18 protein-coding genes and 1 pseudogene are annotated in these 18099 nt (G+C 46.3%); 1 reads left to right on the top strand and 18 read right to left on the bottom strand.

The window, feature by feature from the left end:
• Positions 1-68: 68 nt before the first annotated feature.
• Entirely contained in the window at positions 69-1415 is a 1347-nt protein-coding gene (locus ABN764_RS04360) for a lytic polysaccharide monooxygenase (protein ID WP_174810128.1), read from the bottom strand.
• An 863-nt stretch (positions 1416-2278) separates the two neighbouring features.
• Here ABN764_RS04360 and ABN764_RS04355 point away from each other — a divergent pair.
• The gene (locus ABN764_RS04355) at positions 2279-2776 is read left to right on the top strand and encodes a hypothetical protein (RefSeq protein WP_021253356.1); all 498 of its coding nucleotides are present in this window, start codon (positions 2279-2281) and stop codon (positions 2774-2776) included.
• Here ABN764_RS04355 and ABN764_RS04350 read toward each other — a convergent pair.
• The 17 genes and pseudogenes from ABN764_RS04350 to ABN764_RS04270 form a co-directional block, all read right to left on the bottom strand.
• Positions 2771-3004: pseudogene (locus tag ABN764_RS04350) on the bottom strand (DUF1048 domain-containing protein); the annotation flags it as partial. The gene ABN764_RS04355 and the pseudogene ABN764_RS04350 overlap by 6 nt on opposite strands.
• Positions 3005-3242: 238 nt before the next feature.
• Positions 3243-4241, bottom strand: a complete 999-nt coding sequence (locus ABN764_RS04345; protein ID WP_072729378.1) for a FecCD family ABC transporter permease — start codon at positions 4239-4241, stop codon at positions 3243-3245.
• The gene (locus ABN764_RS04340; RefSeq protein WP_072729377.1) at positions 4234-5247 is read right to left on the bottom strand and encodes a FecCD family ABC transporter permease; all 1014 of its coding nucleotides are present in this window, start codon (positions 5245-5247) and stop codon (positions 4234-4236) included. Before ABN764_RS04340 ends, ABN764_RS04345 begins: the two co-directional genes overlap by 8 nt.
• 108 nt (positions 5248-5355) lie before the next feature.
• Positions 5356-7317 carry an ABC transporter substrate-binding protein gene (locus ABN764_RS04335; protein WP_446671043.1) on the bottom strand — a complete coding sequence of 654 codons (1962 nt, stop codon included), beginning with the start codon at positions 7315-7317 and terminating at the stop codon, positions 5356-5358.
• A 261-nt stretch (positions 7318-7578) separates the two neighbouring features.
• Positions 7579-7776, bottom strand: a complete 198-nt coding sequence (locus ABN764_RS04330) for a hypothetical protein (RefSeq protein WP_268625173.1) — start codon at positions 7774-7776, stop codon at positions 7579-7581.
• Positions 7777-7950, bottom strand: coding sequence for a hypothetical protein (locus tag ABN764_RS04325; RefSeq protein WP_174811566.1), 174 nt, complete (start codon positions 7948-7950; stop codon positions 7777-7779).
• A gap of 455 nt (positions 7951-8405) precedes the next feature.
• Positions 8406-9152 (bottom strand): class I SAM-dependent DNA methyltransferase, encoded by a 747-nt coding sequence (locus ABN764_RS04320; RefSeq protein ID WP_446671042.1) that lies wholly within the window; start codon positions 9150-9152, stop codon positions 8406-8408.
• Between the two features lie 9 nt (positions 9153-9161).
• Positions 9162-9674: an adenylyl-sulfate kinase gene (gene cysC / locus ABN764_RS04315; RefSeq protein WP_446671041.1), complete on the bottom strand. Its 513-nt coding sequence runs from the start codon at positions 9672-9674 to the stop codon at positions 9162-9164.
• A gap of 14 nt (positions 9675-9688) precedes the next feature.
• Positions 9689-10546 (bottom strand): STM4011 family radical SAM protein, encoded by an 858-nt coding sequence (locus tag ABN764_RS04310; protein WP_446671040.1) that lies wholly within the window; start codon positions 10544-10546, stop codon positions 9689-9691.
• The gene (locus ABN764_RS04305; RefSeq protein ID WP_446671331.1) at positions 10543-11919 is read right to left on the bottom strand and encodes an STM4012 family radical SAM protein; all 1377 of its coding nucleotides are present in this window, start codon (positions 11917-11919) and stop codon (positions 10543-10545) included. The genes ABN764_RS04310 and ABN764_RS04305 overlap by 4 nt, the downstream gene beginning before the upstream one ends.
• A 19-nt stretch (positions 11920-11938) precedes the next feature.
• A complete protein-coding gene (locus ABN764_RS04300) occupies positions 11939-12724 on the bottom strand; it encodes an STM4013/SEN3800 family hydrolase (RefSeq protein WP_446671039.1) in 786 nt (261 codons plus the stop codon).
• Positions 12725-12744: 20 nt separating this feature from the next.
• Positions 12745-13962 (bottom strand): STM4014 family protein, encoded by a 1218-nt coding sequence (locus ABN764_RS04295; protein ID WP_446671038.1) that lies wholly within the window; start codon positions 13960-13962, stop codon positions 12745-12747.
• A 2-nt stretch (positions 13963-13964) separates the two neighbouring features.
• The gene (locus ABN764_RS04290) at positions 13965-14810 is read right to left on the bottom strand and encodes an STM4015 family protein (RefSeq protein WP_446671037.1); all 846 of its coding nucleotides are present in this window, start codon (positions 14808-14810) and stop codon (positions 13965-13967) included.
• Positions 14811-15049: 239 nt separating this feature from the next.
• Positions 15050-15535 (bottom strand): NTF2 fold immunity protein, encoded by a 486-nt coding sequence (locus ABN764_RS04285; protein WP_065293057.1) that lies wholly within the window; start codon positions 15533-15535, stop codon positions 15050-15052.
• 6 nt (positions 15536-15541) lie between these two features.
• Positions 15542-16378: a TIGR02452 family protein gene (locus ABN764_RS04280; protein WP_446671036.1), complete on the bottom strand. Its 837-nt coding sequence runs from the start codon at positions 16376-16378 to the stop codon at positions 15542-15544.
• 41 nt (positions 16379-16419) lie between these two features.
• The gene (ybiA, locus tag ABN764_RS04275) at positions 16420-16971 is read right to left on the bottom strand and encodes a riboflavin biosynthesis intermediates N-glycosidase (RefSeq protein WP_044355428.1); all 552 of its coding nucleotides are present in this window, start codon (positions 16969-16971) and stop codon (positions 16420-16422) included.
• Complete coding sequence (locus tag ABN764_RS04270; RefSeq protein ID WP_446671035.1) at positions 16971-17864, bottom strand: NUDIX domain-containing protein; 894 nt, start codon at positions 17862-17864, stop codon at positions 16971-16973. The genes ybiA and ABN764_RS04270 overlap by 1 nt, the downstream gene beginning before the upstream one ends.
• Positions 17865-18099: the final 235 nt, after the last annotated feature.

The following is an 18099-nucleotide window of genomic DNA, read 5'->3' as shown; positions in this document are numbered from 1 at the left end:
TCTATCATGAAAAATAATCCCGCCGCTCTTTGCAAACGGCGGGATTCCAGCTCTTTTAAAGCCTGCGTTTACGGTTGCAGCTGCCAGAGCGCGGGCACGTTGCTCGGCTCCCAACCCGGCAAGGCGGTATGGTTCTGGAGGCATTTGTACACCTTGCCATTATAAGATACGAGCGCATTGACCGCATAAGCGGTATTTGGAGCCCATGGCGTTGCACTCGGACCGTCAGGCGTTGACACCGTCACGGCATTGCTGTCACCAGATTCGTTGTTCGACGGGTCGTAAGCGCGAACCGTAAACGTATATTGCGTGTTCGGCGACAAACCGGTAACGACCTTCTCGGTTGCCGTACCAGTGACAGTAGCGATCACCGTGCTGCCGTTGTAAATCCGGTAACCAGCGATGCCGGAATCATCTGTGGATGCATTCCACATCAACGTAACTGACGTCGACGTCGGGGTGCCCATCACATGCAGGCCGGTCGGATTGGTCGGCGGCGTCACGTCAACCGGTAATTTCGTGGTTGTAAACTGGACACTATTGCTGAGCGGTGACCGATTACCGGAAGCGTCGAACGCCTTCACAGCTAGATTATAAGTCGTGCCTGCCAATAGATTGGTGAGATTGGCGCTCGTCTGATTGCCAGGAACCGTGGCGATGACATTGACGCCGTTGTACACCTCATAACCCGTGACGGCAATGTTGTCTGTCGAGGCCCCCCAAGTCAGTGTAGCGGTCGTTGTGCCAACGTTGCTGACGGCCAAATTAGTCGGCGCCGTAGGTGCAACGCTGTCGCCAGGACCGAATTGGGCATCGATGACGATGTACCAGGCATTTTGGGTATCCGCGATATCCCACACGCCGAGGATAACATGGTAGCCGTCTCTTTGCGGCACATTGCAGGTTTGGGTTAACGTGGCCGGCGGCTGCTGGCCATTCCCGTTAATCGTGCAGAACGGAGTCAGATCAAACTGGGCGCGGGTCAACGGTGCATTGGGATTCCAATCCGGCTTGGTGATGAAATACCGGTAGCTTGTCGTGGCATGACGAGCGGTAAAAATCCAAGTAAAGTTGTTGGTGCCGCTCTTCATGCTCACCTTGTTCCAGCGAGTAGCTGATTGCTGGTCAAGCGGAGCGAAGCCGGCAAGGCCGGCGCTGGCGATTTTGCCGTCAGGGGGTCCGGCAGCAGGAAAACCTTTCGGCCCCTCTAGGCTCTGAGGCTCATAGACGATCGGGCCGCAGTTGGTATTTAATCCGTTTTTACACTGGATCGCCCGGCTGGCCGGATCATTAATATATCCGTGGGCTGACAAGGTCTTCGAGAACGCGAACATACAAGCGAACACGAGCAGCAATCCGCCTCCAATCAGCGTTAATCGCTGGATGAAACGGGAATCCAAACGGGTTTGAAACATCATCACATTACCTCCCATGATTTGGTTTGGTCATAATGTGCCTTCGTTTTTCGACACCTTCTTTACCTCGATCTTGTGAGCTGCCTCCTCTCTTGAATAGGATCTTGCCTAAGCTGTGCACAACCGTTAACGTGCGGGCATCCACTCCTTCTTAAACCGATTTATACAAACTCCTTAGAGCTTATATACTCGTACAAAGTCATGAAAAACAATACCTAATCACATCGTGAGAAGCATAGACAAGCGGGTTGGAAATCTACGTAGGAAGGGGAAATTAAGCGTGAGCAACTCTGCTCTACAATATAGAATCAGCTAGTAAACTGCTGATGAACGCTGACATTCATAACGCGCAATTAATTGGGGATCAAAAACCAAGTAAGTACGCCTATAGGTAAAGCATGGAGGGGATTGGAATCATGTCTCAATATGGAGGAATTTATACAGATAAGCATAATAGAATTTCGTCTCAATTGGAGTCGTGTTATCGGAGTGTCATGAATTAGCACTTTTCTTTAAGGGATTTTCCCTCTGAACAATAAGACTTAAATAATACCGCTTTTATTTTTTATGCAGGTATCTAATCGGCTATGAATACAAGTTCTTATCCTTAGCTCGGGACATGAACTTATACCATTAAAACAAAAATCCGCTCCTGTAATGTTAAAGATTAGTTCCTCTAATAAGTGTGGAGTGGTTGGAATCATCAAGGTATGTTACAAGGCTAATAGATGTTAGCACAACACGAGGAATCTCCTATATAGGCATCTGCACAATCATATAGTTATTAACCTACATACTATACATACAGGATATTTGATTTTACGAATAGTGCGTATCTTTACACAGCAAAAGGAGGTATTGTAATGACAAATTTTTATTCTTTTCACGGTACTATCACTATGATTAATGATTTTTTTACAGGGCAAAATGGCGAAGGATGTTATAAATTAATAGCTGTAGACAACGGGTTGGGGGAAATCGTAAATTTCGTGGTGTCGCCCAAAACTTATTTTGTAGACCATGTAATGGTGTCAGTAGGAGATCAAGTGACTGGATATTATGACGGAAATGCACCTGCACCTCTAATTTACCCTCCACAATATCAAGCAATTGTCATGGTAAAAAATAGCCCCTATCAGAATGTAAAAGTAGATTATTTTAATACTGAGTTGGAGAGTAGTGATGGACGATTACGATTAACCATTTCTCCATATACTCAAATCATACTAACAAATGGGCAACACTTTTCAGGAACCCCTGCGAACCGAGATCTAATTGTTATTTATGGACCTACCACAGTAAGTATCCCCGCCCAAACTACACCCTATAGAATTGTAGTTTTGTGTTTGGGGGCATTATAGAAAATTCCTGTTGTTACCTTCTTGGCCAACAGATTCTTGATAGATGTCAGCGTAAGTTTTTGTATCTTTGATTAATCCGTCGCAGAAAGCTGCTACGTCACTGCCCGTCACTTCGAGCACGCCTTTCTCCAAGACTGCTCCCTCTTCAAAGAGATCGATAATCCCAGAAAGCAAATCCGTCCCCTCGGTTAGCTCAAGTGGGCCGACCTTAAAGAGATATTTTTGAATGTTCTAAACATCGATTCTGTTCTCGGCTGAAAGGAGTCACTCAAACCAGAGAATAAACACAAAGAGGCCTAAAGTATACAGCTTCCTAGTAAGTAGAAATGCTAAAACCTTAAGCCTCTTTGCTATAAGGACTCTATTCGTATCAGTAGCGAGTCTATGATCTAACCAGGAGCATACTCAATGAGCGTTCCATTATTCTCCTCCTCTATCTCTATCTCTATCTGAGATGACAGATGAGCTAAGTCCTCTTGCGTTTAAATAGCAAGTACATGAAGAATGGAGCGCCAATGCCTGCTGTGAATACGCCAGCCGGAATATCCAGCGGCTGAAAAAGCATTCTTCCTGCCAAATCCGCCAGCAATAGAATAATCGCACCTATAAATGCGGATACCGGGATGATCAGCTTGTAACAATTTCCGACCAGTCTTCTGGCAATATGCGGTGCCATTAATCCGATGAAAGAGATCGTACCGGCTGCACCAACCGCTGCGCCGGCAAGCGCAACACTATAAAATAAGAGAATCATCCGGCTGAGTTGAAGCCTATTTCCAAGCCCTCGAGCGACATCCTCGCCTAAAGATTGCACATTTAATTCCTTCGCCATTAGCAGTGACAAAGGAATGAATATCGCTACCCACGGCCAGAGCACTTCGATATAGGCCCAATTGGTACCATAGATGCTTCCTGTCATCCAATTCAGCACTTGCGCGGCCAAATACGTCGGACCGCTAATGAGCAGGAATGTAGTGAGCGCCCCCATTGCGGTTGAAATGCCAATGCCGATCAGCACCAGCCGGAACGGCGACACCCCTTTTTTCCAAGCCAATACATAATTGAGGGTAGCCGTAACCAACGCGCCGCCTATCGCAATGAACGGTACCCAGTGAATGCTGTAGCCCGTCACGAAAGTCATGAAAGCAACCACTGCTACCGACGCACCACCCGTTACACCAAGCAAATCCGGAGAAGCTAGCGGATTGCGAATGACGCCCTGCAATAGCGCTCCGGCTGCTGCCAATGCTGCACCAATGAGAATAGCGGCTGTTATTCGAGGCAGACGGAACTGCATGATGATCAGGTTGCTGGCTTCCGCATTTCGCCCGACAAGAGAAGCAAGCACCTCTTCTAGAGGAACACCAACTCCCCCGACCGATAAACTAAGAAGTGACAAGGCAGCAACGATAAAGGTTAAAGCGATAAACATGATCGTATATTTGGCTGTACGCGGGTTAAGCATGCAATTTCCTCCTGGCCACATGAATCAGAAAGGGAACTCCGACAATCGCCGTTGCGACGCCTACCGGGACTTCTTTGGTTTCTAGAATAAAGCGTGATGCTAAATCTGCAGTCACTAGAAGGATTGCACCAACTAGTGCGGTATAAGGAAGCAGCCACTTGAAATCATGTCCAATGATGTATCTGCACAAGTGAGGAACAATAAGCCCGACAAAAGCGATCGGACCAGCTGCTGCTACTGAGCTCCCAGCGAGTAGTACGATTGCCGCAGCCGATAGGACACGCACCAGAGTCAACCGCTGTCCTAAGCTTCTTGCGCTATCGTCTCCAAGCGCCATAATATTTAAAGAGCCCGCCAATAGGAATGAGATAGCTAACCCTATTACCATATAGGGCAGTACCATCAGCAAATGTTCTACATTTCTTCCTTCCACGGAGCCGATCATCCAGAACAGGGCAGATTCAAGCGACTGCTTATCAATAAGCATAATGCCGGATGTAATAGAAGAAGTGAAAGCAGCCATACAAGCGCCAGCCAAGGTCAGCTTCACTGGCTCGAACCCGCCTCCTTGCAGGCCTAGCGTATAGACGGCCACCGATGTTGCGATCGCGCCTGCGAAAGCTAGCCAGACCATACCGCTCATCGTTAGCGAGGAACCGTATGCGAGCAGCCCGATTACAATAAATAGCACTGCCCCTGCATTTACGCCAAAGACAGAGGGCGAAGCCAGTGGATTTCTTGTTAGAACCTGCATAATCGCCCCTGCTACGGCTAAGCTTGCTCCTACCAGAGCCGCAACTAAGGTTCGGGGTACGCGAGCCGTCGTCAGAATAAGATGCTCATTGGATCCGTCGAATTGACTGTAGGCCTGCCACAAGTCTTTCAACCCGAAGTGATGAAGACCGTACAATACACTGCACAACATACTAATCAGCAGCAGGATCGCGCTGACAGCTAGGCCGGCGAGCTTCCGCTTGCTGCTTCGCGTGAGGAAAGAACCATTCATGTCTGCACCGTGCCTCCTTTTCATTGGCAGCCTTAACAACGAAACTGCCAAAATCGCCAACAAGCTGACGCGAATACAGCGTCAGCTTGTTAATTCGATACGCCTTAATTACTTTACATCAAAGTACTTAACAAGTTCGTCCAGCAGCAGATTGGCCGCTTCATATCCGCCTGCTGAGTTCCATATGGCTTCATCGACTTGAATAATTTTGTTGTTCTTGGTAACACTCAAGTTCTGGAACAGCGGATCTTTTTTCCATTCCTCTACGACCTTCGCCGCATCGTTCTTGCCCGGAACCTCCGATACGAAGTAGAAGAGCACATCGCCGTCCATGCTAGGTATCGTCTCTTTGGACATGACTTCCATAAAGGAGTCTTTATCCTGCGATTCTGGGCGGGCAATGCCTAATTGGCTCAATAGCACACCGGAGAACGTTTGCTTCTGATAGATACGAACTTGTTTGGCAGAGAAGCGGGCCACTGATACTTTCGTTTTTGCTTTGCTGCCCAGTTTTGCCTTGACTTCCTCGACACGTTTGTCAAAGGCCGCCATCTTTTGCTCTCCTTCTGCCTGCTTGTTTAAAGCTTCGGAGTAGAGCTTGAAATTGATTTTCCAATCTCCCGCCAGATCTTCGGAGAATATCGTGGGAGCAATTTGCTTTAATTGGTCGTAAATTTTCTCTTGTCTGACCTTATTGCCGATAATCAGATCCGGCTTGAGGCTCGCGATCAATTCAAGATTCGGCTGCAGCTCGTCTCCGACAACGGTGACCCCTTCCATCTCTTGCTTGATATGGTCGTACCAAGGATCGCCAATCCAAGACTGAACGGCTCCGACTGGTTTAATGCCAACTGCCAACAGCGCCTCCGTTCCTTCATTGGTCAATATAACAATACGTTCAGGGGTACCGGTGAGTGTTTCTTCCCCCATCGCATGCTTAATTACTCTTGTCTCATTGCTTGCAGCCGGACTTGTGGAAGCTGCTACGTTATTACTGGGCGAGCCACTGTTTGCCGATGTGGCGTTCGTTCCTCCTGTTGTGCATGCGCTCAACAAGAGGGTGAAACAAAATAATAAGGTTGCTGCCATTGCTGTTCTCGACTTTCGATACATCGGTAATACCCCTTCTCTCTTTTGATGATAATGATTCTCATACTCATTATCAATATAACGTTGCTGTCTTTTAGCAGCAATGGGATATCTGGACACGACGGATGGATTATTTCGACGCTGCTCCTGCTGCAATGCAGCTTCTTTAAAGCTAGTAGGAGAAGCACCTTCGTATTTCTTGAAGATACGGCTAAAATAATAGCTGTCGGTATAACCTACGCTCTCCGCAATTTCCTTCAAGGTGAAATCAGTGGAAAGAAGTAACTGCTTCGCCTTGCTCATCCGTAATTGAATCAAATAATCGATCGGGCTCGTTCTAACTTGCTTCTTGAAGACGCGCAGCAGCTGTCTGGAGCTGCAATCAAGGTGTTCAAGCAGCGTCTCAAGCGTAATCGGCTCCTGATAGCGCTCATGAATATAGCGTACCGCTTGGGCCACGAGGTCAGGCTTGACGGCTATGACATTCTGTCGTTCCATTTGCTCTAGTATTTCATAGACCATTTGATAAAATATCGCTTTAACTTGAAGTTTCTCTATGAAATCCGAATGATGCCACTCCTTGCTCATGGCGGTGACATGATGGAAGACGGAGATCGGGTAATGAGGCTTGAACACATATTGCATTTGAAACGGATTGTGATCCTCTATCAACTTGACCGTTTCTTGACGGGCTGGCAGCGCCAGCACCGCTTTATATAAAATCATATAATAGTCCAGGAGCTCATCCGCAGTAATATCAAGATAGACTCCCTTGCCTCCATGGATCAAGGAAAACCGGCTGACGTGGTGTGCAATGCCGTCCAGCTGGAGCTGTGCGCTGCCTCTAATTACATATAAGAAGGCGCTTGAGGGCATTCTGTACGCATGCAACTCCTCGCCTTGCTTCATTATTGTATGCCGTACATCTATAATCTTGATGAATGCTTGGTTCCATAATAAAGCTTGCTCATTCAATTTCACCGTCTTGCTCTCCCCTTCACTTTCACTCTGTGTTGAAAGATTTATACCCCCATAATATATGATATTGATTATCATTTGCAACGATAATTGCATACCTATTTTCTAGCGTCAAATCCTTCAATAAGCCTAGTCTATCTGTCACAATTTTTTTGTTTCTGCATCATCATTCGATCATGTAAGTGTTTATAAATGGATTTGCAAATCAGCCCAGTATTTTTACCCACTACCTATAATTATTGATGCTACAATCAGTACGCGTTTTCATATTTTCTGAGCAATGAATTTTTTGAATCCAGCAAAATACCGCTCAGATGCCTCCCAGCGCCTCAGATCCAATAAGGACATGTCCTGCATGCCATATTGATCAGGTGGGCTGATAATGCCGTGAAACATAATTTCCATGATCCAGTGAATAAAAATAATACGCTCCATCAGGAGTTCTGATTTCAATCCGGGCATTCAGGTAGTCTCCATCTTCGTCTGTACGCGCTTGACGGTGAGATCACCTTGAACAATCGATTCTCCATGATTGTAGGAGCCGCACAATATTTCCTCAATCATCAGATTACCCGATACATAAATTTCCTGACCGCCAACAGCTATATTTTTCGCACGCAAATTACCGGTGACCATAAGACTTATGGCCCCATCTGTTTCTTTATTATAGAGATTGTCTACTGTAAAATTTCCATCAATAAAAATGAGGATAACCTCTTTTTGATGTGGAATGTCGTATTTTCATGAAATAATCAGGGGTTGAAATTGAAATCAATCGAGATGAGATTTGTAAGTATTTCTGTGAAAGAAGTAATGAAGGAGCTAAATATCAAGAGTGAGGATCAGCTGAAGGTCTGGATGAAGTGGTATTTAGAAGATGCGTGTACACGTTCAGGCTTATCAAAATGCTGGAAAAGGAAACGGCATTACGATGAGCATGTCCCGTACGGGAGCGCCCGCCCTCGTTGAACAGACCGTTAAAGCTCTATCCCATAAGGGACGGACCTGCTCACATTCTAAACTAGGGATCACCAAAAACCCCCTCAACCTGAGGGGATTTTTTCTATTGCGATGCAGTATGTCTGTCTCTCCTAATCTTTCCTACAAACGCTAATGATCGATGAAGATAACGGAGAGAAAGGCGTTTTATCCCAGTCAGCATATTGATGTTCGACGCGAAATCCGTGACGGGTTAATAAAGAATGCAGCGTAATCTGATCCGTGAACCGACAAGCAATTCGGGAAGTCGTTCGCTTATCCCCCCAATTACGCATCGTGACCCAATGCATGATTTGCTGGCTGGCATCGTAGCATTGTGTGCCTGATACCTTGACGGTATTCCCATCCTTATCAATAAATGATCCCCATTCTGTCTCCTCTTCATCGGATAAATCCGTTCCCTCCGGATTACGAGTCTCAAATGCAAAGATTCCGTGGGGTTGTAAATGTTTGTGAACGGTCGTGAGCAAATCGATCTGATCTTGATCACGTAAGAATGCCTGAAATGCATTGCCAGTCAAATAAATCATCGAAAATCGCTTGTCCGATTCGAAAGTACGGGCATCGCCTTCTATAAAAGTAACAGGCAACCCCTCCGCCTTCAACCGCGCATATGCGAGCATCTCTGATGAGATATCCACACCAGTCATCGTTATGCCGGCTTTCGCCAGGGGGATCGTTGTTAAGCCTGTACCACAAGCAAGTTCTAACACTTCTCCAGCACTCGATCTAGCAAGCTCAAGATAGAATTGATATTTGTCCATTTCACCGCCAAATTCAAGATCGTAATTTACCGGATCTTGATATTCTTCAAGATTGCTATGCTCAATCAACGCCATTCCCTCCTCTCATTTTTTCATCAAGTACTCTAAAATTTGACTCACATTAGACTCCACACTGTTTATGTGCGTATGTATCGTGATTTCTGGGTGCACCGGCGCTTCATAGACATCAGAAATACCAGTAAATGCTGTTATCTCTCCTTTTATTGCTTTTGCATATAAGCCCTTTACATCTCTGCGCACACAATCCTCTAAGGGACAATGCACATACACTTCAACGTATGGCTCCAGCTCTGCTCGCGCATAGTCTCGCATTTCCAAATAGGGTGCAATCATGGAGATGATCGTCGTAACACCATTGCGGTTCAGCAGCTTGCTAATATAGACGGCACGACGAATATTCTCCATTCGATCTTCTCTACTGAATCCAAGCTCTCGTCCTACCATTTGTCTAAGTTCATCGCCGTCCAAGCATTCAACCCTAACGCCTCTTTCCTGAAGAGCCGCTGACAAAGCTAACGCCGTTGTCGTTTTACCAGAGCTTGGAATCCCTGTTAACCATATTGCCGTTCCTACCAATGCATAGTTCCCCTTTATGATAATATTGCGATCCGTTCGAGTATACGTTCTCCGTAAATAGAATCGAACGGCTGCTCTTCCATATGGATATAGCCTATATAACAATCACATTGCCTCATACGACACGAGCGTTCTCTAGAGATTCCATCAAGCCCATCTTTATACAAATTCCCAATTACTTGACGATCCTTATAGCAACGCTTTACACGCCCGTCTCCTTGAACATAAAACACATTTTTTCCGGCACGGCACGGCTTGTCCATACTGTCGTAATCCCTGGCATTATGGACAAAATAGGGGTCCATATCGGTCAAAAATGCTGTATCCTCAGCAGAATAGTATGCTGGTTTATCTTTGTAGGCGTTCACCCACATATAAACATCATCACGCAGTGCCTTCCTTAAGGAAGAAATGGAGTTGAACGCGCTCTTCACACCGACACAGCCTACACTGAACGGTATTTTTTGTTCATAAAGCTTGCCGCATTGCTGTAAAAAACGTTCTTCCTTCGTCTGCCCAGGATGGTACGTTACCCAGAATGCAGCCGTAACCGGATTCAACTCGCGCGTCCAATCGAGCTTAGCGGATAAGTTGGTTTGTATAGCGACCTTTTGAACGTGCTGCATGTGGGACAGCTTAACCATCGCTTCCCTGTACCAACTATGCGTAAGCCCTTCACCATATGGGTTGAAAAAAACGGACAGCTGATGCCCGCTTCCTTCTTGCTTCGTTACCCAATCGACAAATGTCTGCACTTGCAGCCGATCCTTCGCCAATGTCTCTGGACTATCCGTGTTCTTGCTAAAAGGACAGTAAGGGCAGTCATAATTGCATGAGCTCAAGCTCCCGCGAAAATAAATCGTCGCTTTCATGATAGTACACAGCTTTCCATACGTGCCCGAATATCCGGAGAAATGAACCAATCTCCTATGGAATCGGAGTACATAAGCCCTTCATCCGTCAGCCGAAGCACCTCATGCTCGATAACAGCAAGATCCGTATGCACAAGCAGATTCAACTCGGGATAATCGACGAGAGATGACGTTCCGAACCGCTCCACGTAGCTGCTCAATGCCAAGCCTTCCGTATGAAGCAGCGCTTTTAGTATAAAGCGTCGCTGCTGGTCATCCTTGCTTAATACAATGCCATAATCTGCATAGGTGTAGTCGGCTGAAGCCACGTAGTCGGCAATGATGCTTGCTGTAGCTGAACGACCTACACTGTATCGCGAGGAGTAATGAACCTCTCTTGTGTAAGAGCGTGCGCCACAGCCAAGTCCAATCATGCCCTCCTCCTGACAACCATACGGAAGCAATGATTTTTTCGAAATCGCATCTGCTTTGGCAAATCTGCGCATAGAGTACTGGGTATATCCATGTGCAAGCAAACGATCCCGCGCCGCACGATAGAAGCTTACCCTCTGATCCTCGCCACTCTGCCTTATCTGCTCTGGCTTTACAATCGTGTGCTCGCGCGTATATAGCGGATAAATAAATAACTCCTCTGGGTCGTAAGACAACGCCTTATCCAGCGAATATATCCATGAATCATGGGTTTGACCGGGAAGGCCATAAATCAAATCTAGATTAAGGATCGGAAATTGGTACAACTTGAGCTGCTTCAGAGCTCTTTCGACTTCCTGCGGCTTTTGGGGACGATAGATCGCGTCCGCTTCAAATTCTACGAAGCTTTGAATGCCCATACTGACCCGATCCACCTGCCTGCTTTTTAAAATATCCAAGCGTTCGGTGGTTATCGTCTCGGGGGATGTTTCTACCGAGATGGAAGCTTGGGCTGGATTCATGCCCATCACATGTTGAGCAATATGAAACAACCGATCCAGCTGGTCAGGTTCGAGTAAAGTCGGCGTACCGCCTCCAATAGCAAATCTAGCAATCGGCTTATTCGGAATAAGTGGAGCCCATTGTGCAGCTTGTCTCTCCAAAGCATCCACATAATTGGTATGTACGTCGGCTCTCTTGTCAGGCAACGTGAATAAATTGCAAAATCCGCAGCGTGCTCCACAAAACGGGATATGCATATATAAAAAGAGTGAATCTGCCTTTTCCTCGCTCCACAGTTCGGAAAGCGGCAGCTTCCTCTCCAATTCTCGATAGGAAGTTTTGTGTGGATAAGCGTATAGATATGATCGGTAAGGCTCTGATGTGAGGTTTTCCTTCCAACTGCGCAGAGCCTCCGAATTCTGGATGATATCCGTGTAATTAGGGTAGACCGTATGGCTCATCATGTTCTCTCCTCTCACCTTACAAAATAAATTCGCGATAAGGCACGTTCCACACGACCTCATGCGCTAGCCTATGGCCGTTGTAGCCATCTTCACCGAAGGCGGTTCCATGATCAGAGAACGCCATGCAAAATACAGGCCGTTCCCGTTCTCTGAATGCCTGAAATAATCGACCAAGCTCACCGTCAACATATCGAAGTGCTGCGCGCTGTGTCTCCAATGAGTCTTTCTTTGCTCCTGGTACAAAATAATGATTGGGCCCATGAATCGCTGATACGTTCATAAATAGAAACAGGCGTTCTGTCTGATTCGAATTATGCAGGAGCTTGATGGCATGGTTCACCTGATGCTCTGTCGAGCGTTGATTTGTAACCCCGAAGGTCATCCGCCAATAGCTTTCTTGGAAATAGCTTGGAAGAACTTTGGCTAGCGGAACTTTTTTGGTAAAGAAGATGACTCCGCCTATACAAATCGTACGGTAGCCCACAGCTTGCAATCCAGATACGATATCCGTTGTATCAAATTGCCATGTATACGGATGTGTCTTTAATCCCGTATTTTTCGAATGAAACAATCGAACATGCTCTGCCTTATTTGTCGTAGCCGGAGTTGGCAGAAATCCGCCAAAGAAAGCATGATGAGCAGCATAAGTGAAGCTGCCTGGTGTATGCCGCTTTTCCCAATTTCCGCTCGCGCACAAATTCGGACAGTTTGCTTCCTCCAGCACAGCGGCGTCATATCGCAGTGTATCCAGCGTAATCATGAGAATATCGTGACTGCCTACAATTTCATTCATGTTAAACATCGTGGTGATCCTCTTCCATTTTAGATAGTCGTAGAGAGTGTAGCCATTCTCATTTCCCATTCATAGGGATCATGTCCTTCATAATGACTATGGTACAGTAAATCTCCGAACGGATTAACATCCAATACATAAGGTCTATAGGAACCGCTGCTCAATAACACATCGATGCCTGCGACGGTTGATCGTGGAAATACCGCTAACGTTTGTTCAGCGCATTGTCGCACGGCAGCTTGAAGATTGTCAGACAAGCCGATTTCATCCAAGCTCATTCGATCACTATCAAGATGCAGATTCGTTATAGGTGTTCTGCTTACCCTTGCAATACTGTGACACGCTTTACCTGCTACGACAAGTTGCCGGATATCAAAGGTGCGATCCCGATAAGACGCTTTTGGAATCCATTGCTCTACATGAGCGCCATGTCCCAATAACCAGTTGATGATTTGGCGAATGACTTGGCGTTCTTTATAGTTCACCAGCTTTTTTACGTTATAAAATATAGGAGGTCTACGTAGATAGTTCTCCACACCTATCGTAGTCACGGCCGACTCTGCACCTGTAATGGGGTTTACCTGATACGCGATTACACCACATGCGCCGGAACCCGTTGCTAGCTTAATAAATAAACGATATATCCGCTCTTTTGCCATAACATCCCGAAGTATATTGTAATCCGGTATGTCTTCCGGTGCAGCTAATCTTCTAGGTACCGGTAATCCAGCCGATGATAAGATCTGGTGAGTATACCTTTTATCGAACATTGCGGCTATATCCTCGGGAGCATTCATCCAACGTGGCGTATTCCACAGCTGTGCTGCCTCCCTGTCCAGTTGAGATAACAGCTTGCAATACCCACGAAACCACTGGGAAGGATGATACAGCTCTCCCTTATTCTCCTCCAACCCTTTGGCCATCCTTACCGAGATAGGCTGAACAACGCTCTTGTTATATCTAAGCCATCGCTCGTCTATATGGGGGTTGGCCGAATCAGGGGCGCCAAGTGCAATAAGCTCACGTTCCACTTCAAAATGTTCCCCAGGCGCGTCAAGCCGCAGCAATGGAGGTTCATCAAACGTTAGCCCCAAGCTCTGTGCAACCGAACTCAAGGATGCTTTTCCCTGCAACACATCTATATAATTCAAAACAAGGGCTGGGGGCAACCCCAGCCGAGTTCTTGCTGCTTGTAGTCCGGTTGTTCTTCTATTGCCGGAATTGCCAATGATAATCATCGATTTCATCGTTATTCCGTCAATGAAGGATAGCGATAATCCTCGTCTTCATCAGCATCCTGTTGATCGCTGATATCTACATTGAGGCCTGACTGCTTCCAACGATTCATCATTTCATCCGACATGTAATGATAGCTTAAATCAAGCGACTTCAGTTTCATTATCTTTTCACTATTGATAAGAGCTTCCGCTCCCTTATCTGTCAACGTCCCCATAGAAAGATCCAACGTATGTAATTGATCAAGAATCGGTGCATCGGCTACTGCAATAGCGATTTCGTCTTGAATTTCACTGTCTTTGAGCCCAAGATAGGAAAGCAGAGGGAATTTTCCAGGTTCAATCAACTGGAGCACATCTGCGAGACTTCCGTCAAATCCATACTCCTCTACCCCTAAATAAAGCTCCAGCTTCTTTAAATTTTTGAAACTGCCTTCGCTTATGCTAGTAATGACGTCTGTTCCAAGCCCGCCGCAAATAATAGTAAGCTCCTCTAGTTTGTCGTGGTGAGCCGGAATAAGACTAAGACCTGTGCTCCCTTTAATGGTGAGTGATTGAAGCTCAGGATAAGCAGATAGAATCGGCCCTAGGTTAGATTGATTAATCCAAGAAACCTCGCATTCTTCAGAGGACATATCGCCAATAAATAAGTTCCGCAGCTGCGTAAAGCGGTCTTTTAACCGAACAAGAGCTTCGACAACTACACTGGAATCATCCTCATAGGCGCCGCCCCAGTCACCGATTATGAGACTTTCAAGCTGCAAGCTCTCATCCTTGCCTGCAAGCTCCTCTATTAAATCTACGATTTTGACACCTTCCTCGTATTGATCATAATCGACAGATAGTTTACATTCGGACATAACATTACCTCCTGAAAATGAATACTAACTTGTTCATTATAATAGCCACACTTGTAAGTATCAAATGTTTCCAATCCATAAATATCCCCTAAAATAATTGCCTTGCGGAAGGGATCCGACAGCCGTATCTCTTTCTGTGAAAGCCAAAATTGCATATAACTAATTCCTTATGTTCTTGTCAAATGAAAATGACAACGAGTGTTATTACCTCGCTGAAATCTGCTCATTTCATTTGTAATTTATCTTGTTGCATACATCATAAGCATCCTCCCATTTTCTTTTGCAAGAGCAATATAAATGACACCGCCAAAAGATCCCGGAGGAAGAGTTCCCTCGATAATCCAAGCTTCTGCAATAGGGTTATAGCTGATAGCAAAGGGTGTTTCCTCCAAAAAACGGGGATAATGCTCTGCTAAATAGGGAAAGATTGCCGTTGCAACTGCATGTACATCTGTAAGCTCACCAAAAGCAGTTTCATCTCCAAACCGATTATCCTGGAGAAGAGTGTCGCGATCGGCGAAATAGAGCTCAAACCTGCCATATAAATTCTCATCATCCAAATCACGCTCTACAAATCCATATTCAATAACTTTTTCCTTTTGATAAACATTGCTTTTACTCTTTTTCTTATAGTCGGCCCGTACGGTGATTTGATTAACTCGAAGACGGTCGCGTTCTTGCTCCTGCTCAGCTATTATTTGCTCCAAAGCATCCATAAAGCTCATTTTGATTCACCCTCTGTTCCCATTGAACTCCTTTTCAAAAGCATGAATGCACTTGCCTTCTTTAGAAGTGTCTAAGACCGCAAAACGAATTTCCGAAAATAGGTATCCCAAGCCTTCATCCTTCAGCAGCTCCCGCCACCATCCTGCTACCTTCACCGGGTCATTCCGGAAAACACCGCAGCCGTAGGCACCCAAAATGAGGTTTTTATCGCCTTTTTGGGCGAATATGGCTAAGGCCAGTCGCATCCTATCTTTCATCATACATTTCGCTTTCCGGGGATCCTCTCCCTTAAGCAGAACCTGCCCATAATTCACGGCGGGCAGAGTCAATACTGAAGCTGTCACCGGCCGCTCTATAAGATCGAACCGCTGGTTACGGAAAAACACTACGTCCGGGGAATAGATGGCGTGATTCGTATACATCATCGATTTACAGGCCCGATTAGCCTTATAATAACGTTCATTGCGCAGCTGTGTTTCATATAATCCGCTGGAGGCCGCCAGGCTTTCTTCCTGAGCCATCGCCCCGTTTAAAAATCCACCTCCGGGATTTTTTGCGCTAGCAAAGTTTAACACGCCGGCGCGCCCTTTCCCTAGCTCCGCAAAATCCAAGATCGACTTTACTGTGGTCTCGTTAGCGACAGAATAAACGGGTTCTTGCGGCAACTTAGGCAGCTCGTCAATTCCCCGTACCATTTTCTCTCCCAGTTCCGGTGTAATCAGCTTGCTATTTGCCTCGGATTGCTTTTGTGCAGTGACGAATTCTACCCGCCGCCCCTTATATTCATAGAAGCCTTGCCGCTGTATTCGTAATGTTTCTTCAGCAATTTCTTTTCGTTTCATTTCATTCCCTCTTCTTTCATCAATAACAAATCCGGTAGATGTTAATCTCGCAGTAATTCGTCTCTCACTTCGGTAAGCACAAATCCGAGTAGGTTCCTACCACGCCATTTTAGTGGATTCTCCACATCCGGATTGGACTGTCCCATGCCGATTCCCCAAATGCGATCCCGTGGGCTGGCTTCGACGAGAATACGGTTTTTCGTTGACTTGAGATATTCGCCAAGCTTCGGATTTTGCGAAAATTTGGCCAAATTGCCTCTTTTAACGATGCCATAGCATTCATTGTCCCAAATGTCCTTGTCGAAGTTTCTAACTGCACGCCCGTAGGCTTTCATCTCCTTAGGATGCTTAGCTTTAAGAATCGCGTCCAACATTTCGCCATCTCCAAAAAGTCTTGCTTTCTCGGACATCATAAACTGCTCGACACAGGAATACTCGTGTCCCTCTACCACGAAAGGGCTCATCCACCATTGGCTAAAACAGCTTTTGTCAACCCCGCCGTCTTTTGGCGGTGTATGGCCCCAGAAGAAGACAAACTTGAACGTTTTACCTGCAATATATGCTTTTCTTAACTGCTCGATATTGTATATCATCATCGATATTCCTCCAAATTTCTTCGAAACAAGCGGGAAGGACGGTGTCCCGCATTTTCAGTATAATGATCGGTCTCCGCTACAAGATGCGCCACTTTACGCCGGAAGGCGGCTTTCAATAATTCTTTGTCCAAGATCACCTCGTAAACCTGCTGCAGCTCCGTCAAAGTAAAGAGGTGCGGCATCAAATGCAGCGCAATGCCGGTATAATTCACTTTTCCCCGCAGTCGTTCAATAGCGCAAGCGATAATCTTCGCATGATCAAAAGCCAATCCGTGATTTGATACGATGGAGTAGGAGGTCGACGTCGAGGCCGGCTTTGACGTCATCGTCCATTCCACAACTGCCGTAAGCTCTTCCTCTTCGCTGCTTAGCTTGAGCTCGTATTCCATCGTTTTCACAAACCCATCCTCAATAAACTCTTTACGCTCACGCAGGAGCCGATAGGTTGCCTTGAACCAGGCTGCGCCGACAGCGTCATCCCCTGCTTTCAGCTGTACCTGATCGCTGTTAATTAAGGCCATGTAGCTGCAGCTCATCACCCAGGTGCGCGGATCCCTTCCAACATCGCTGAAGGTGTACAACTGCTCCAAATATACGTCAGCCACACCCGTTTCCTCGCGCAGCTCCCTCACCGCCGCCTGCTCTGTCGTCTCATTCGGCCGGACGAATCCGCCCGGAAGCGCCCAACTGCCCAAGAATGGATGACCTCCGCGGCGAATGAGCAATATACGCAGCTCTTTTTCTGGAAGTTTGCGGTAGCTGTCCGCCTCCGTTCTCGTTACGGTGAAAATAACCACGTCCGCCGCCACCGAAGGCCGTTCGTAATCCCCGGCACGGTACTGCTCGAGAAATTCACGTTCCGTGAGTCCATCGCGATCCAATAAATTCAAGCCTCTTTACCTCCATTGTTATTTATTCTAGCCGTGCAGCCCTCCAAAAAGAGTTCCTCAACATTCAGTTTATAGTTAGTAACATTTTAATAATATCACTTTGTTAATATCAAATATAGCAAAATAGAAAGAGAGATGCAAGAAGAAACGTGATGAGGAAAGGCATTTGTTACGACAATGCCTCAATCACAAAGAAAGCTAAAGAAGCTGCCGCCAGTAGAGTACCGACGACAGC

This window comes from Paenibacillus wuxiensis (genome assembly GCF_040195695.1).
GTDB classification, from domain to species: Bacteria; Bacillota; Bacilli; order Paenibacillales; family Paenibacillaceae; genus Paenibacillus_B; species Paenibacillus_B suaedae.
Note: the sequence above shows the minus strand (reverse complement) of the source record. Positions and strands in the feature narration are given on the sequence as shown.

Bases quoted from the DNA above. Each gene is read 5' to 3' on its own strand.
- ybiA (WP_044355428.1), bottom strand. From the start codon at position 16,971: ATGATATACAATATCGAGCAGTTAAGAAAAGCATATATTGCAGGTAAA.
- ABN764_RS04325 (WP_174811566.1), bottom strand. From the start codon at position 7,950: ATGGTCACCGGTAATTTGCGTGCGAAAAATATAGCTGTTGGCGGTCAG.
- ABN764_RS04345 (WP_072729378.1), bottom strand. From the start codon at position 4,241: ATGCTTAACCCGCGTACAGCCAAATATACGATCATGTTTATCGCTTTA.
- ABN764_RS04340 (WP_072729377.1), bottom strand. From the start codon at position 5,247: ATGAATGGTTCTTTCCTCACGCGAAGCAGCAAGCGGAAGCTCGCCGGC.
- ABN764_RS04360 (WP_174810128.1), bottom strand. From the start codon at position 1,415: ATGTTTCAAACCCGTTTGGATTCCCGTTTCATCCAGCGATTAACGCTG.
- ABN764_RS04295 (WP_446671038.1), bottom strand. From the start codon at position 13,962: ATGAAATCGATGATTATCATTGGCAATTCCGGCAATAGAAGAACAACC.
- ABN764_RS04355 (WP_021253356.1), top strand. From the start codon at position 2,279: ATGACAAATTTTTATTCTTTTCACGGTACTATCACTATGATTAATGAT.
- ABN764_RS04280 (WP_446671036.1), bottom strand. From the start codon at position 16,378: ATGAAACGAAAAGAAATTGCTGAAGAAACATTACGAATACAGCGGCAA.
- ABN764_RS04305 (WP_446671331.1), bottom strand. From the start codon at position 11,919: ATGAGCCATACGGTCTACCCTAATTACACGGATATCATCCAGAATTCG.
- ABN764_RS04330 (WP_268625173.1), bottom strand. From the start codon at position 7,776: ATGCCCGGATTGAAATCAGAACTCCTGATGGAGCGTATTATTTTTATT.
- ABN764_RS04310 (WP_446671040.1), bottom strand. From the start codon at position 10,546: ATGAAAGCGACGATTTATTTTCGCGGGAGCTTGAGCTCATGCAATTAT.
- ABN764_RS04300 (WP_446671039.1), bottom strand. From the start codon at position 12,724: ATGTTTAACATGAATGAAATTGTAGGCAGTCACGATATTCTCATGATT.
- ABN764_RS04285 (WP_065293057.1), bottom strand. From the start codon at position 15,535: ATGAGCTTTATGGATGCTTTGGAGCAAATAATAGCTGAGCAGGAGCAA.
- ABN764_RS04320 (WP_446671042.1), bottom strand. From the start codon at position 9,152: ATGGCGTTGATTGAGCATAGCAATCTTGAAGAATATCAAGATCCGGTA.
- ABN764_RS04290 (WP_446671037.1), bottom strand. From the start codon at position 14,810: ATGTCCGAATGTAAACTATCTGTCGATTATGATCAATACGAGGAAGGT.